The 14,217-nt window shown below is 62.4% G+C and carries 17 protein-coding genes; 14 read left to right on the top strand and 3 right to left on the bottom strand.

From position 1 onward, the window contains the following. Window positions 1-93 precede the first annotated feature (93 nt). The 8 genes from KP003_RS01840 (at window position 94) to KP003_RS01805 (ending at window position 6,888) form a co-directional block, all read left to right on the top strand. Window positions 94-828 carry an amino acid ABC transporter ATP-binding protein gene (locus KP003_RS01840; protein ID WP_216497380.1) on the top strand — a complete coding sequence of 245 codons (735 nt, stop codon included), beginning with the start codon at window positions 94-96 and terminating at the stop codon, window positions 826-828. A gap of 178 nt (window positions 829-1,006) precedes the next feature. Further along, on the top strand, window positions 1,007-1,825 hold the full coding sequence (locus KP003_RS01835) for an ABC transporter substrate-binding protein (RefSeq protein ID WP_216497381.1): 819 nt from the start codon (window positions 1,007-1,009) through the stop codon (window positions 1,823-1,825). A gap of 311 nt (window positions 1,826-2,136) precedes the next feature. Next, window positions 2,137-3,009 (top strand): cytochrome C, encoded by an 873-nt coding sequence (locus tag KP003_RS01830; protein WP_216497382.1) that lies wholly within the window; start codon window positions 2,137-2,139, stop codon window positions 3,007-3,009. Window positions 3,010-3,119: 110 nt separating this feature from the next. After that, entirely contained in the window at window positions 3,120-3,515 is a 396-nt protein-coding gene (locus tag KP003_RS01825; protein WP_216497383.1) for a DUF948 domain-containing protein, read from the top strand. A gap of 5 nt (window positions 3,516-3,520) precedes the next feature. After that, window positions 3,521-3,835 carry a YtxH domain-containing protein gene (locus KP003_RS01820; RefSeq protein WP_216497384.1) on the top strand — a complete coding sequence of 105 codons (315 nt, stop codon included), beginning with the start codon at window positions 3,521-3,523 and terminating at the stop codon, window positions 3,833-3,835. 98 nt (window positions 3,836-3,933) lie between these two features. Continuing rightward, window positions 3,934-5,280, top strand: coding sequence for a YhjD/YihY/BrkB family envelope integrity protein (locus KP003_RS01815; protein WP_216497385.1), 1,347 nt, complete (start codon window positions 3,934-3,936; stop codon window positions 5,278-5,280). Between the two features lie 33 nt (window positions 5,281-5,313). Beyond that, window positions 5,314-6,645 (top strand): penicillin-binding transpeptidase domain-containing protein, encoded by a 1,332-nt coding sequence (locus KP003_RS01810; protein WP_216497386.1) that lies wholly within the window; start codon window positions 5,314-5,316, stop codon window positions 6,643-6,645. Between the two features lie 6 nt (window positions 6,646-6,651). Continuing rightward, window positions 6,652-6,888 (top strand): CxxCxxCC domain-containing protein, encoded by a 237-nt coding sequence (locus KP003_RS01805; protein WP_216497468.1) that lies wholly within the window; start codon window positions 6,652-6,654, stop codon window positions 6,886-6,888. Here KP003_RS01805 and KP003_RS01800 read toward each other — a convergent pair. Next, window positions 6,885-7,598, bottom strand: coding sequence for a UDP-2,3-diacylglucosamine diphosphatase (locus KP003_RS01800; RefSeq protein WP_216497387.1), 714 nt, complete (start codon window positions 7,596-7,598; stop codon window positions 6,885-6,887). The two genes, KP003_RS01805 and KP003_RS01800, sit on opposite strands and share 4 nt — an antisense overlap. Before the next feature lie 75 nt (window positions 7,599-7,673). Here KP003_RS01800 and KP003_RS01795 point away from each other — a divergent pair, with 75 nt between their 5' ends. The 5 genes from KP003_RS01795 to KP003_RS01775 all read left to right on the top strand — a co-directional run bounded on the left by KP003_RS01795 (window position 7,674) and on the right by KP003_RS01775 (window position 11,128). Continuing rightward, a complete protein-coding gene (locus KP003_RS01795) occupies window positions 7,674-8,108 on the top strand; it encodes a UPF0158 family protein (protein ID WP_216497388.1) in 435 nt (144 codons plus the stop codon). Between the two features lie 125 nt (window positions 8,109-8,233). After that, window positions 8,234-8,734: a rhodanese-like domain-containing protein gene (locus KP003_RS01790; protein WP_216497389.1), complete on the top strand. Its 501-nt coding sequence runs from the start codon at window positions 8,234-8,236 to the stop codon at window positions 8,732-8,734. Next, complete coding sequence (locus KP003_RS01785; protein WP_216497390.1) at window positions 8,731-9,192, top strand: MauE/DoxX family redox-associated membrane protein; 462 nt, start codon at window positions 8,731-8,733, stop codon at window positions 9,190-9,192. Before KP003_RS01790 ends, KP003_RS01785 begins: the two co-directional genes overlap by 4 nt. Window positions 9,193-9,293: 101 nt before the next feature. Further along, complete coding sequence (gene plsY, locus KP003_RS01780) at window positions 9,294-9,875, top strand: glycerol-3-phosphate 1-O-acyltransferase PlsY (protein ID WP_239027590.1); 582 nt, start codon at window positions 9,294-9,296, stop codon at window positions 9,873-9,875. A 230-nt stretch (window positions 9,876-10,105) separates the two neighbouring features. Next, window positions 10,106-11,128: a peptidylprolyl isomerase gene (locus KP003_RS01775; RefSeq protein ID WP_216497392.1), complete on the top strand. Its 1,023-nt coding sequence runs from the start codon at window positions 10,106-10,108 to the stop codon at window positions 11,126-11,128. A 61-nt stretch (window positions 11,129-11,189) separates the two neighbouring features. On the opposite strand, the gene rpoH is transcribed toward KP003_RS01775, so the two are convergent. Continuing rightward, a complete protein-coding gene (rpoH, locus tag KP003_RS01770) occupies window positions 11,190-12,041 on the bottom strand; it encodes an RNA polymerase sigma factor RpoH (protein ID WP_216497393.1) in 852 nt (283 codons plus the stop codon). 215 nt (window positions 12,042-12,256) lie between these two features. On the opposite strand from rpoH, the gene KP003_RS01765 reads away from it, so the two are divergent. Next, complete coding sequence (locus KP003_RS01765; RefSeq protein WP_216497394.1) at window positions 12,257-13,330, top strand: branched-chain amino acid aminotransferase; 1,074 nt, start codon at window positions 12,257-12,259, stop codon at window positions 13,328-13,330. Between the two features lie 181 nt (window positions 13,331-13,511). Here KP003_RS01765 and KP003_RS01760 read toward each other — a convergent pair whose 3' ends face one another. Then, the gene (locus KP003_RS01760; protein ID WP_236026713.1) at window positions 13,512-14,078 is read right to left on the bottom strand and encodes a hypothetical protein; all 567 of its coding nucleotides are present in this window, start codon (window positions 14,076-14,078) and stop codon (window positions 13,512-13,514) included. Window positions 14,079-14,217 lie beyond the last annotated feature (139 nt).

Here is a 14,217-nt window from a genome sequence, read left to right as displayed (position 1 = left end):
ATCGAAAATTGGGTTGCATTTGCCGCGCCTGTTACTTAAGATGAGAGTAATGAGAACAGGGTGGTGCAGGTCTTAACCGTGCAGGAGCAACCCATGATCGAATTCAGAGGCGTCCACAAGTGGTTCAAGAAGCTGCACGTGCTGAACGACATCAACCTCCACGTGAAACCGGGGGAGGTGCTCGTGGTGTGCGGCCCCTCGGGCAGCGGCAAGTCGACCCTGATCCGGACCGTGAACCAGCTTGAGCCGATCGACCGGGGCACCCTGATCGTCGACGGCAAGGACCTGAGCGACAAGAAGCTCGACATCAACAAGCTGCGCGCCGAAGTCGGTTTCGTGTTCCAGCAGTTCAACCTCTACCCTCACCTCTCCGTACTCGCCAATATCACCCTGGCCCCCATCAAGATACGCAAGACTCCCAAGGCGCAGGCGCAGGAGCAGGCCATGGCGCTTCTGGACCGGGTAGGGCTTTCCGAGAAACGGGACGCCTATCCCGCGCAGCTCTCCGGAGGCCAGCAGCAGCGCGTCGCCATCGCCCGGGCACTGGCCATGAAGCCGCGCATCATGCTCTTCGACGAGCCGACCTCCGCGCTCGACCCAGAGATGATCGGCGAGGTGCTCGACGTCATGCAGAAGCTCGCCCTGAGCGGCATGACCATGGTCGTGGTCACCCACGAGATGGGCTTCGCCCGCGAGGTTTCCCACCGGGTGGTGTTCATGGACCAGGGGACCATACTGGAGCAGGCCGCTCCCGAGCAGTTCTTCAAGAACCCGCAACACGAGCGGGCACAGCAGTTCCTGAAACAACTGCTCTCGCCCATGCACTGACCTAACTGCCGTTCTACGTGCTACGTTCCACGTTTACTGCTTTCCTCCGCTCATCCGGCGACAGTTTTTCGTTCGACAAGCTGCAAAGCCTGAACACTCTGATATAATCGCGTACGTTTTAACGTAGAACATAGAACTTAGAATGTAGAACGATTTTCATTCCCAAGGAGGAAAACTGATGAAAAGACTGTTGACGCTGTTCGCTGCTGTTGCCCTGGTCGGCATCATGGCCCACGCCGCGCTGGCCGCCGGGGACACCCTGGCCGAGGTGAAGAAGAAAGGGGTCCTCGTGGCCGGTGTGAAGGATTCGCTCCCCCCCTTCGGCTACGTGGACGAGAAGACCCGCGAGATCGTGGGCTACGACATCGACTTCTGCAGGTACATCGCCAAGAAGCTCGGCGTGAAGCTTGAAGTGAAACCGGTCACCTCGGCGTCGCGCATGCCGCAGCTCATGGAAGGAAACATCGACATCATCGCCGCCACCATGACCAAGAACCCGGAACGCGCCAAGCAGATCGACTTCAGCCACACCTACTTCCTCACCGGCCAGAAGTTCATCACCAAGAAGGGCGCGGTGAAGAGCCTCAAGGACCTGGAAGGGAAGAAGATCGGCACCGCCAAAGGGTCGACCTCGGAACAAAACGTGGCCAAGGCGATCCCCACCGCCACCATCCTCTCCTTCGACGACTACCCGCAGGCGTTTCTGGCGCTGCAGCAGGGTAAGGTGGCGGCAGTCACCACGGACGAGTCGATCCTCGCCGGCATCCTCGGCAAGGCGCCCAACAAGAACAGGTTCGAGATCCCCAACCTGCAGATCTCCGAGGAGCCCTACGGCCTCGGCATGCGCAAGGACGACAAGAACTTCGTCGCATTCGTGAACAAGACCCTGCTCGAGATGGAGAAAAACGGCGAAGCCAAGAAGATCTTCGAGAAGTGGTTCGGCCCGAAGACCGCCACCCCGCTCAAGCGCACCTTCAAGATCACCGCTGACAAGTAGCCTCCCCGCTTTCGGCCTCCCCCCCGCCGGGGAGGCCGAAACTTCGTTCACCCCGCCGCAAACATCGGTATCAGATCAACAAACAGTGTAAAAAGTGCGCCAGGCTGGTTCTTTATCGACACATCTCTCTTTGTCGGCGCTCGCCCGGATCTCACCCTTACCGTTATCGGTAAGGATGGACTGTAGTTAGCGCGGTGACGATGCTGGATCAAGGGGTCCGTTTCAGTGCCTAAACCCTTGACAATTCACCTCAAGACGTTATATAAATCCATGCTTAAAATTAACTCTGTTTTAATACCAAGGAGGGGGCAATGAGAGTAGCAAAACTTTTCAACCTTGTATCGGCCCTGGCGCTGTTCGCATTCGTGGGAACTGCAGCCGCAGCCGATCCTGCACAACCTACGGCGGTGCTGAGCAACACGGACTGCGTGAAGTGCCATGAGCAGCCGCCCAAGGATATCGCAGCTGCCGGCGGCAAGCACAAAACCGAGGTGACCTGCCAGGACTGTCACGTCGGCCACCCGCCCAAGGTTAAGAAGCCGATCCCGCAGTGCAGCCAGTGCCATGAAGGCAAGCCGCACTACAAGCTCCAGGGCTGCCTCGGCTGCCACTCCAACCCCCATACTCCGAAGAACATAAAGTTCGGCAACAACGTCACCGATCCGTGCCTGACCTGCCACACCGGCCAGATCGAGCAGCTGCGTTCCTTCAAGAGCAAGCACTCCGCCCTCAACTGCTCCTTCTGCCACAACGTACACGGCCGGATTCCGGACTGCACCCAGTGCCACAAGTCCCACTCCAGCGAAATCGTGCAGAAGGACTGCAAGGTCTGCCACCAGGCCCACAAGCCGGCTGACGTGACCTACAAGTCCGACACCCCGTCCAAGTTCTGCGCCGCCTGCCACAGCAAGGCGTTCAAGCTGCTGACCTCCAGCACCGCCAAGCACAGCAAGCTCGCCTGCGTCTACTGCCACCAGGCCAAGCACAAGATGGTGCCGCAGTGCACCCAGTGCCACGTCAAGCCGCACCCGGCCGCCATCATGGCGAAGTTCCCGAAATGCGGCGAGTGCCACAGCATCGCGCACGACCTGAACCGTTGGGGCGACGCGGCTCCGGCAGCCCCGGCAGCGGCTCCGGCCAAACCGGCTGCTCCGGCCAAGCCGGCCAAACCGGTCAAGAAGTAATACTCCTGCAGCAAATCGGGGAGGCCCTGTGCGGCCTCCCCGACCTTTTTACCCCTCCCCAGTTTCCAAGCCTTTGAAGAAAACAGTTCGCCCAGTACCAGGAGGATCGCATGCTTTTTCTACAGATAACCTCGGCAGTGACGGCGCTGACCCTCGTCGTGCTGGCGCTGTGCCTGATTCCGGTCCTCACTGAACTAAAAAAGGCGGCAATCGCACTGCAGGGCGCCGCGGACCTGCTGCAAAAGGAAGTGACGCCGCTAGTCAAGGAACTGCGTGACACAGTGGCGGATGTCCAGGTAGTTACCGGTGCCGCGGCTGCCAACGCGGACGGCGTGAACATGCTTTTAAGCGAGCTCGGCCACGCCGGACACAACATACGCATGATCAACAAGGTACTTGGGATCGCGTCTGACATCGTGACCAACTCCTCGGTCTGGATGGCCGGTGCCAAGGTTGCAGGCAGATACATTGCTGATAGAATAATCAAAACCAAAATTAGGGGGTGACCGACATGTCAAAAGATAAAGATATCGGGACCGGTACCATGCTGCTTTCCTTCCTGGCCGGTGCTGCCGTCGGGATCGGGGCAGCCCTGCTCCTCGCGCCGAACACCGGCGAGGAACTGCGCGGCAAGATCAAGGATCTGGCCGACGACGCGGTGGACAAGATCAAGGAATACGCCAGCGAGGCGCAGGACAAGATCAGGTCCAGCTACGAGGACGGCAAGGATCTGGTGCTGGAGAAGAAGAACATCATCTCCTCGGCCATAGAGGCCGGCAAGGAGGCGATGGAGCGGGAAAGGGAGAAGCAGAAGCCCCAGGCCTGATCCCCGCGGACTCCACGTAAAAGCCCACCTCAGGTGGGCTTTTTTTCTTTGCGGCGGATTCATGCGCCCCCCGCACGCCGCAACAGGTGCCACAGCTTATGAACGGTTCATCAAACAGCAAGAAGAAGTTTTCCCCCGGCATGATCTGGCAGTACGACCCTACAACCATCGGGGGGTGGCGGGGCAAGGCACTCGGGATCCTGCAGTTCACCGGCTTCGCCTTCACCAACTTCATGGCCAACAACTCCCTCCTGCGCGCCACGGCCCTCTCCTTCACGACACTTCTGTCCCTGGTGCCGCTGCTCGCCCTCGCCTTCTCGGTGCTGAAGGGGCTCGGCGCCCAGAACCGCCTGGTGCCGCTGATCCTCAAGCAGGTCACCGCCGGCAACGAGGAGGTGGTGAACCGGGTCATCTCCTACATCGGCAACACCAACATGGGATCGGTGGGGGCGATCGGCCTCGCCGCGCTCCTCTTCACCGCGATCAGCATGCTGGGGAGCATCGAGGAGGCCTTCAACGTGATCTGGGGGGTGCCGGAGACCCGCACCTTCTACCGCAAGTTCAGCGACTACCTGAGCGTCCTGGTCAGCGCACCGCTTTTGCTTCTGGCCGCCACCAGCATCACCACCACGCTGTCGAGCAAGTGGCTCACCAGCTGGATCATGGAGTGGACCTACCTGGGGGACCTGTTCCTGTTCACCCTGGGGCTCACCCCGTACCTCGTGGTCTGGGTCGCCATCTTCCTCCTCTACGTCTTCATGCCCAACACGCGGGTCCGCTTCGACTCGGCCCTGATCGGCGCGATCCTCGCCGGCACCCTCTGGCAGTTCGCCCAGTGGGCCTACATCCACTTCCAGGTCGGCGCCGGCAACTACAACGCCATCTACGGCACCCTGGCGGCGCTCCCCATCCTGATGGTCTGGATCTACGTGAGCTGGATCATCGTCCTGTTCGGCATGGAGGTCGTGGCGGCGCACCAAAGCCGCGGCACCTTCCGGCGCGACATACGGGGGCGCGAAATAAGCCACGAGCTGCAGGAACTGGTGGCGCTGGCGGCGTTGCGCCACATCGCGGAGGCCTTCTACCGCGGCGACCCCGCCTGGGGCGAGCAGCACCTGGCAGGAAAGCTCGGCATCCCCCTGCGCATCGTGCGCAGCACGCTCGAGCACCTGCGCGAACAGGGGTTCATCGTGATGGCCGGGGAAGGGCGCGGCGGCTACTACCCCGCCCGCGACCTGAACCAGGTCTCCATCGCCGACGTACTCCTCTCCCTGAGAAAGCGCGGCGCCTCGGCCGCCATCTCCGGGGAGGAGCTGGCCGAGGGGCTCCTGAACGAATCGGAAGAGGCCGTCGCGGCGGCCCTGGGAGGGGTGACCCTCAAGGATCTGGCCTTCCCGGAAATGCACCCGCACGGCGTTGACAAAGGGGACGCAGTTGACATATAGTGGCCCGATTCAACAGACGGTCAGAAGCGGGATATGCAAGATTTAAAAGACATCGACAAAGAAAAACACGGCAGACGACTCGGCAGGAAAAAGGCACAGGACGGGCGCAACGTCTTTCGGCAGATCGAGGAGACCAAGCCTGAGAAGAAGCGGCTCAAGATCATACTGCCGGCCATCGCGCTTTTGCTCGCCTCCTACCCCTTGATCTCCCTCTTCGGAACTCCCCGCGCCAAAAGCGCACCTGCGGCAGAGCCCCCGGCCGCCGTGTCCCTGGGCAAACTGGACCAGGGGGGCGCCTTCAAGCTTGCCGCTGATGCGTACTCGAACGCCCAGGTGCAGGGTGGGAAGTTCACGGCACCCCTGCCGCAGGGGGGGCAGGTGACCTACGGCATCGACGAAGAGGTCCAGAGAAGGATCGAGAAACTCTTCAGCGACTACAAGGTCCCCTACGGCCTCTTCGTCGCCCTGGAACCAAAGACCGGGCGCATCCTCGCCGCCGTGTCGCACTCCGCGTCGCAGCCGGGGTGGGAAAAGGGGGCGAACTACCACCTCTACCCCATGGCGTCGCTCTTCAAGATCGTGACCGCGACGGCGGCCCTGGAAGAGAAGAAGGTGGGGCCGGACACCATGTTCGCCTTCAACGGCAAGCTCACCTCGGAAAGCCCGAAATACTGGCGCGTAAGGCCCGGCCGCGGCAACCAGCAGATGCCGCTTTCCCTCGCCATGGGGAAATCGGTGAACCCGGTGTACGGCAGGCTGGCCGGCGAAGTGGTCGGGCGTGACCCGCTGCTCCTGTACGCGGGGAGGTACGGCTTCAACCACCCCATCGTCCCCGGCTCGCCGATCGCCGCCAGCACCGCACCCGTTCCGGGAACCGTCGACGAGCTGATGCGCATGGGCGCGGGTCTCAACCGGGAGGTCAAGATCTCCCCCTTCCATGCCGCCGCCATCATGGCCACGGTGGCCAACGGCGGCGTCATGATGGCGCCGTCACTCGCCAGCGAGATCCGCGACGCCAAGGGTAACGTGGTGTTCACCCAGAAGCCCCAGGTGCTGCGCACCGTGATGACGCCGCAGACGGCCAGCGCCCTGGCCCACATGCTCGCCACCACCGTGGAGAGCGGCACCTCCCGCCGCGCCTTCCACGACCGCAGGGGGAGAAGGATGCTCGCCTCGGTGCGGATCGCGGCCAAGACCGGCTCCATCGACGGGACCGATCCCGCCGGGCACTACAGCTGGTTCGCCGCCTATGCCCCGATGGAGGACCCGCAGATCGCCCTGGCCGCCCTGGTCATCAACGAGAACAAGTGGCGCATCAAGGCGACCTCGGTGGGCGAACAGGCCCTGGAGGCGTTCTTCAGGTAGGTGGAAATGCAATGCTCGGGATGCGGGACCTGTTGCGTCGCGCCGGACATCAGCTCTTTGGACAAGAAGGTGGGAGAGAGGTGCCGCCACCTCTCCGGTGAGCAGCGCTGCCTGATCTACGACGAGCGCCCGGCCGTGTGCCGGGGTTACCGCCCGGACGAGATGTGCGGGTTGATCGCCGCGCCGACCCTGGAGGAGCGGGTGGCGAATTACCTGGGGCTCTTCGGGTTGCAGCCGGACTAGGCGAAGCGCTCCAGGGTGAGCCCGGCGTCGGTCCACTGGGCGTAGGAATAATGGGTGATCCAGTCCCCCAGGGAGACGAACTCCCTCCCATCCTCCCGCAGTTGCATCGGGATATGGAAGTGGCCGGTGACGACCAGATCGCAGCCGGCTGCGAAGCGCTCGCGGGCGAAGGTTTCCAGGATGGCGGGGTAGTCCCAGCGTTCCTTGCGCGAGACATGCTGCCCGCTCGAGCGCCGGGACATGGTGGCGGCGATCCGGTCGGCCAACCGGCGCGGGAAAACCGGCACCAGCGCCCGCACCAGGGGGGCGTGCAGCACGAAGCGCAGGGCCCGGTAGCGGTAATCGGCACGGTTGATCTGGTCCCCATGGCACAGGCAGACCCTCCTGCCGTCGAGCTGCAGTTCCGCGGCTCCGGCATGAACCTCGGCCTGCAGCTGCTCCCTGAAGAAGTCCCCCAGGTGGAAGTCGTGGTTCCCCTCGAAGTAGACGATGCGCACTCCGCGCCCCCTCACCCGCTTAAGGCACTCCACGATTTCACGATAGTGGGCGTACACCGGCCGAGGGTTCCCGATCCAGAACTCGAAGATGTCACCGAGCAGATAAAGGGTGTCCGTGTCGGTGGGGAGCGTGTCCAGGAAACGGACCAGGGTCCGGTAGTTCCGGTCCTGCGGGCTCCTCAGGTGGGCGTCGGCGATGAAAATCTTGCGCATTCGCGCAATATATACAAAAATACGGGGTTGGTAAAGGGAACAACCTTAACCTCAACCTGTTTTTAAGAGGTACCGATGCACGCACTACGCAACCTGGAGATCGTCTGGGAAGACCTGATGGAGGCCTTCGAGAACGGCGACCCGGACATGATCTACTTCCTGGACCGTGAGACCGGCGAGGTCTTTTCGGTTCCGGCCGAATACGAGGACGAAAGTTTCTGGGAAGAGGTGGCCTCTCAGGAGGAGCGCTTCCTCGAGGTCCCTCCCTTCGACTACGGGCAGGAGCGCCAGCTGGTGCACGCCTTCATCCAGCGGCTGACCAACGAGAGCCTCAAGGGGATGCTGGCGCGGGCCTTCAGCGGCAAGCAGTCCCACGGCAGGCTGCACGAGATCCTCTCCTTCTACCCCGAGGAACAGGAGCGCTTCCAGGCGATCAGGGAGGCCTTCCTCACCGACCGCGCCGCCCAGTGGCTCGAGGAGCACGACATCTACCCCCCCGAACGTTTCTAATATGCACCCAAGGGGCGCCCGGTTGACCTGGACGCCGCTTTTGCGTAACATCTCTCAGGTGGCTACTTCAACCAGGGACTGCCGCCGGCCCACGCCGCCGACCGCCCCCCCATCCGGGTCTGGACATGGCACAGAAAAGCTCGCTCAAAACCGTCCTCGAGATCGCCGTCATCGTGTTCGTCTCGGCGGTCTTCGGCATCTTCTGGAACAGGACGCTCCTGGCCGACGCCTGGCGCGGCGCGCCTGCTGCCCCGCAGGCTGCGCCGGCCGCGCAGCAGGCGGAGGCGCTCCCGATGCCCATCGGTCTTGCGCAGGTGAAGGAGCTGCACGACTCGGGACAGGCGGTGCTGGTTGACGCCAGAAGCGGCGCCAGCTTCGCAAAGGAGCACATCTCCGGCGCACGTTCCCTGCCGCTTGAGGAAGCGACCCGGCAGCGGACGCCGCAGCTCGAGGGGGTCGCCAAAGACGCCGTTGTCATCGCCTACTGCAACGGCTTTTCCTGCCACGACAGCATGGACCTGGGCAAGCTCCTGATCAAGGCGGGTTACGGCTCGGTCTACGTCTTCGAAGGGGGACTCCCGGAGTGGCGGGACTCCGGCTACCCGACCTCGGGAGGAGCGCGATGAAACTCTTCCACGCCCGCATGATCCCCGTGGCGCTCCGCGTCGCCCTGGGCGCCATCTTCATCTATGCCGCTGTCCCTAAGATCGCCGACCCCGTTGCCTTCGCCGGCAGCGTGGCCGCCTACCGCATCCTCCCCTACTTCTGGAGCTACCTCACCGCCGCTGTGCTTCCCTTTCTGGAGCTGCTCTGCGGGGTGCTCCTGGTCTGCGGGGTACGGGTCAGAAGCGGCGCGCTGATCATCGGCGTGCTGAACCTCGTCTTCATGGTAGCCCTCGCCTCCGCCATGATCCGGGGCCTGGATATCGACTGCGGCTGCTTCCGCCCGGAAGGCGCCAAGACCGCCCCTTGGGTCGCGCTGTTGCGCGACACCCTCTTCCTCTTCATGACTGCCATCGTTATCCGGCACGAGCGGCTGCAGGTGCGCTCCCCCCTCCCGGAGCGCACCGCCTTTCGCGACTGAGGGCCAAACGCCCTCCCCACCCTTCGACACCCCACGGCTTGCAGTTTGAGTGGAAATACTGTAGGATGCGCCGTTGTTTCATTAAGTACCGGGAGAACGCTTTGAACGAGATTCTGCTCCTGGTCGGCGCGTACCTGCTCGGCTCGGTACCGACCGGCCTGCTTCTGGCCCGGAGCATGGGCATCAACATCAGGGAATGTGGCAGCGGCAACATCGGCGCCACCAACGTCTACCGCACCGCCGGCAAAAAACTGGGCATCATGACCCTGGTCGGGGACTGCCTCAAGGGGGTGATCCCGGTCCTGGTCGCACAGGCGCTGGGGCTCTCTCCGGTGTGGGTCGCGGCCATCGGCCTGGCCGCCTTCCTCGGCCACGTCTACACCGTGTTCCTTGGCTTCAAGGGAGGGAAAGGGGTCGCCACCGCGCTGGGCGTGCTGCTGGGAACCGCACCGCTGGCTGTGCTGTTCGGAATCGCCGTTTTCGCCGCCGTCCTGTACAAGTGGCGCTACGTCTCCCTGGCCTCCATCAGCGCAGCCGCCTGCATCCCCGTGCTGGCCTGGGCCACCTGCACACCCCGCGAAACCATCGTCATGGCCTTCGTGATCGCCGTGATCGTGATCCTAAAGCACCACGAAAACATCGCCAGGCTGCGGGCCGGCACCGAGAACAAGTTCAAGGCCTGAGCCCGTCTCCTCGGGACCCTCGCTTCTCCCCCCCTCCCTGCGCACCGTTCGCCGGATGGGTCATTTGCACCTGCAAGTGACCCATCTTCACCCACCCTCCCGCGGCAGCCTTCGGCACCTCCACGCTAACACCCCGTAATACCCCGTTTGCTTCACGGCGTGCACGACAGGTATGCCTCTTGCTGTCTGCATGGCGTAGACGAACGTCGGCGCGTGTGTGGAGGAAGTGCATGTCCCATTGGAGAAGAGTGACCGCTGCGGCGGCCGCGATACCGCTCCTGTTTATAAACCTGGCAGCCTGTACCCCATCCGATCAAACGCAGCAATCGAAGGCCTCGCCCCCTCCCCAGCAAGGTTCCCCGAGCGACCCTGTTCACCGGGTAAACGGAAGGGCCATCACACGCGCAGAGCTGGATCGCGCGGTGAGAAGCCTCGTCGAGACAAGGCGCTTGCACCATCCGCCAAGCGCAGAGGAACTCGGCGCGCTGAAAAAGGAGGCGCTGGAGGGGCTTATATCCAAGGAGCTTTTGTACCAGGCCGCGCAGAAGTCGGAAGTCAAGAACCTGGAGCAACAGGTAGCGCAGGCGATCGCCCTCGACCGCGCCAGGTACCGGGGCGGCGAGGCCTATGCCAGCGAGATGAGGAAAGCCGGTCTCACCCTGCCGCAGATGGAGCAGTTGGTGCGCAAGGAGCTGGTGATCGACCGCTTCCTGGAGAGCAAGTTCGGAGCCCGGATCACCATCGGCGCGGACGAGGCGAAAAGCTTCTACGAGACCAACCGGGAACGCTTCAGGACCGGGAGCAGCGTCAGGGCGAGCCATATCCTGGTGACGGTTGCCGAGCGTGCCCAGGAGCAGGAGAAGGAGCGGGCACGCGAACGGGCGGAAATCCTGCTGCACCGGGTACGCGAGGGGGAGAATTTCGGGATACTGGCGGAATCGCACTCGGACTGCCCCAGCAAGGCCCGCGGAGGAGATCTCGGCTTCTGCAAAAAAGGGGAGCTCGATCCGCCGCTGGAGCAGGCGGTGTCCGCGCTGAATCCGGGGGAGATCAGCGACCTGGTGCAGACCAGGTTCGGGTTCCACATCCTGAAGGTGACCGAGCGGCGTGCCCCGCGCCCGGAAAGCTACCAGGAGGCCGAGGCGGAGATCTACGCCTGCTTGAGGAGGGAGAAGATGCGGCGGCTGGTGGCGGAGTATGTGGCCGAACTGCGCGCCAGGGCCAAGGTGGAACCGGTGGGCGCCGGGTCCTGAAAAAAAGAAAGGGCGTCTTCCCGGGAAGACGCCCTTTCTATAATTGCGATGCGGCTCGTGCTCATGCCGCCTGTTCCAGCACCAGCGGGGTCAGGAAGCGCTTCATCTTCTTCAGTGCCCCTTCCTCGATCTGCCGTACCCGCTCCCTCGAGATGGAGAAGTGGTCGGCGATCTCCTGCAGGGTGAGCGGCTGGTCGGCCGAGACCCGGCGCTCGATGACGAAGCGCTCCTTCTCGTTCAGCTGCTCGAGCGCGCTCGCCACGCTCCGCTCCAGCATGGTGGCCTCCTGGCGTTCGGCCAGCATTTCCTCCTGGTTCTGGCGCAGGTCGGGCAGGCTCTCGAGGAAGGTGGCACCCTCCCCTTCGAACATCTCCACGTCCAGCGAGAGTTCGCCCCTCAGGCGCTGTTCCATCTCCTGTGCCTCGGTGTCCTTCACGTCCAGCGAGATCGCCGCCGCGTGGAGGTCTCCCTCCCCGGTCATGTTGATGATCGCCTGCTTGGCCTGGTTCAGTTTGAAAAAGAGCTTTCTCTGCGCCTGGGTAGTGCCGATCTTCAGGAGGCTCCAGGCGGAAATGATGTGGTTTTGGATGTACGCCCTGATCCACCACACGGCGTACGAGATGAGACGGACCCCCTTGGCAGGGTCGAACTTGCGCACGGCCATCATCAGGCCGACGTTACCCTCCTGGATCAGGTCCAGCATCTTCATGCCGTAGGAGCGGTACTCCCCGGCGATCTTCACGACAAACCTGAGGTTCGAGGTGATCAGCTTGTGCGCTGCCTCCAGGTCCCCCTCGTCCCGAAACCTGTAGGCCAGATCCATCTCCTCATCCGCCGACAGAAGCGGAAAACGGTTGATTTCCGTGAGGTACAGGGTAAGGCTGTCTATAGGTACCGGCATTGCGTGTGTCATGTTGGTCTCTCCCTTGTGAGTGCTGGTTTTGCCTTCTGCTTGTTAGCACTCTCAACTCCTGAGCGCCAATAAATATATCAAGCGGCATGTAAAAAATCAAGGGGATGCCCCGTAATATAGGGGGTTAAATTACTTGCGCCTGCCGTCGCGAATGTGGTAAACGAAAAGATCCAAATAAGCGACGCCTGGCGCCGACAAACCGGAGGTTCTGCCACATGGAGATCAGGGTAATACCGATTAGCGAGGGGGAGAAGAAGGCCAAGTATACCGACGAGTCACAGCTGGGCTTCGGCAGGATTTTTACCGATTACATGCTGCTGGTCGAGTGGAAAGAGGGTCAGGGGTGGGTCGATGCGCGGATCAAGAAGTACGAACCGTTCCAGATCGACCCCGCGGCGCTCGTTTTGCACTACGCGCAGGAAATCTTCGAGGGGCTGAAGGCCTACAAGTGGGAGGACGGCACCATCGCGCTGTTCCGCCCGGAGATGAATGCACGCCGCTTCAACCACTCCGCCGAACGGCTCTGCATGCCCGAGGTCCCGGAGGAGCTCTTTGTAAAGGGGATCGAGCAGTTGGTAGCCCAGGAGAGCGCCTGGGTCCCCGGCAGTGAAGGGACCTCGCTCTACATCCGCCCCGCCATGATCGCCGTGGAACCGCACGTCGGCATCAAGCCCTCGGACCATTACTATTTCTACGTGATACTCTCCCCGGTCGGCGCCTACTACGCCAACGGCTTCAACCCGGTCAGGATCATGGTGGAGGACAAGTACGTACGTGCCACCCCCGGCGGCACCGGCGAAGCCAAGACCGGCGGCAACTACGCCAGCTCGTTGAAGGCAGGCCTCGAAGCGAAGAAGAAAGGGTACGACCAGGTGCTCTGGCTGGACGGCGTACACAAGCGTTACATCGAGGAAGTGGGCTCGATGAACATGTTCTTCGCCTACGGCGACACCATCGTGACCGCGCCGCTGGAAGGGAGCATCCTGCACGGCATCACCCGCGACTCGGTGCTGACCCTGGCCAAGTCCATGGGGCTCAAGGTCGAGGAGCGCAAGATCGACGTCAACGACCTGATGCAGGACCTGAAGAGCGGCAAGATCACCGAAGCCTTCGGCAGCGGCACCGCGGCAGTGGTGACCCCGGTGGGCACGCTCTGCTATGCCGGTGAAACCGTCCAGGTCGGCAACGGCGGCGTCGGCAAGCACACCCAGACCCTCTACGACACCCTGACCGGCATCCAGACCGGCAAGATCGAAGACAAGTTCGGCTGGATGAGGAAAGTAAAATAATGAAAAGGGGGCAGGCACCGTAAAGGTCCCTGCCCCCTTTCACTTTTCCCACCAAGTTACTTCTTCCCCGCAGCCTATCACGATCCGCATCACAGGATACCCTCCCCCCGGGAGCAGGCAGGGTGGGGCGCCGGCAACTGCGATCTCTTCACTTCGTTGTAACGCCCTCGCACGCCGAAATCTAAAACAGCTCCATCTGGCCGCTCAGGAGTTCACCGGGAGCCGGCGCCACCTTACCCGGCCCCTCGATCCCCTTCCAGGACTGGCCGCCCCTTATCATTTCCTGGAGCCACTTCTTGGGAACCGACCGGTAACGGCAACGTTTCAATGCACCAACGGTGATGGTGGCGGAGACGACCCCACGGCGGATGCGCGGCACTATCTCCGTTATCTTGCCTATGAACAGGAAGCACCGGGTCGCGTCTTTGTGCTCAAGGAGCACCTCGTCACCGATTACGGCGAGACAGATGGCGTGGTGGCGCTTGTTGTCCACGAAGAAACTGACGGCGCATCCCGGCGTGGCGACAACCGGTTTCGACAGCTCGTCGGCATCCCAGACCAACTCCTCGCCGTCATCCGGATCATCGTCGAGAAGTGCGTCCGGATCCTCGCCGTAGAATAGATGCTCGTCCTCCGCCAGGTCGAGGTCATCATCCAGCTCGTCTTCGGCCGTCGGCTCCTGCTCCAGCTCGGCATCCTGATTGCCTTCGGCGCCTGTTCCGTTATCGTTGCAATGCCACTTTGCCAACTCAGCTCCCCTGCAAGCCTCACACCCTTGTCACCGGCAGCTCGCCATCGTACATCCCGAGACTCCGGTGCCACGGCTCTGCCATATCGCTGCCGGATAATGCCATATCTTTTCGCGCACGACAAGCGTTGCCGCGATG

The organism is Geomonas diazotrophica, from assembly GCF_019063885.1.
GTDB lineage: Bacteria > Desulfobacterota > Desulfuromonadia > Geobacterales > Geobacteraceae > Geomonas > Geomonas diazotrophica.
This window is presented reverse-complemented; position numbering and strand designations above follow the sequence as displayed.

Coding starts and splice junctions, on each gene's coding strand:
- KP003_RS01840 (WP_216497380.1), top strand. CDS start 94: ATGATCGAATTCAGAGGCGTCCACAAGTGGTTCAAGAAGCTGCACGTG.
- KP003_RS01835 (WP_216497381.1), top strand. CDS start 1,007: ATGAAAAGACTGTTGACGCTGTTCGCTGCTGTTGCCCTGGTCGGCATC.
- KP003_RS01830 (WP_216497382.1), top strand. CDS start 2,137: ATGAGAGTAGCAAAACTTTTCAACCTTGTATCGGCCCTGGCGCTGTTC.
- KP003_RS01825 (WP_216497383.1), top strand. CDS start 3,120: ATGCTTTTTCTACAGATAACCTCGGCAGTGACGGCGCTGACCCTCGTC.
- KP003_RS01820 (WP_216497384.1), top strand. CDS start 3,521: ATGTCAAAAGATAAAGATATCGGGACCGGTACCATGCTGCTTTCCTTC.
- KP003_RS01815 (WP_216497385.1), top strand. CDS start 3,934: ATGAACGGTTCATCAAACAGCAAGAAGAAGTTTTCCCCCGGCATGATC.
- KP003_RS01810 (WP_216497386.1), top strand. CDS start 5,314: ATGCAAGATTTAAAAGACATCGACAAAGAAAAACACGGCAGACGACTC.
- KP003_RS01805 (WP_216497468.1), top strand. CDS start 6,652: ATGCAATGCTCGGGATGCGGGACCTGTTGCGTCGCGCCGGACATCAGC.
- KP003_RS01800 (WP_216497387.1), bottom strand. CDS start 7,598: ATGCGCAAGATTTTCATCGCCGACGCCCACCTGAGGAGCCCGCAGGAC.
- KP003_RS01795 (WP_216497388.1), top strand. CDS start 7,674: ATGCACGCACTACGCAACCTGGAGATCGTCTGGGAAGACCTGATGGAG.
- KP003_RS01790 (WP_216497389.1), top strand. CDS start 8,234: ATGGCACAGAAAAGCTCGCTCAAAACCGTCCTCGAGATCGCCGTCATC.
- KP003_RS01785 (WP_216497390.1), top strand. CDS start 8,731: ATGAAACTCTTCCACGCCCGCATGATCCCCGTGGCGCTCCGCGTCGCC.
- KP003_RS01775 (WP_216497392.1), top strand. CDS start 10,106: ATGTCCCATTGGAGAAGAGTGACCGCTGCGGCGGCCGCGATACCGCTC.
- rpoH (WP_216497393.1), bottom strand. CDS start 12,041: ATGACACACGCAATGCCGGTACCTATAGACAGCCTTACCCTGTACCTC.
- KP003_RS01765 (WP_216497394.1), top strand. CDS start 12,257: ATGGAGATCAGGGTAATACCGATTAGCGAGGGGGAGAAGAAGGCCAAG.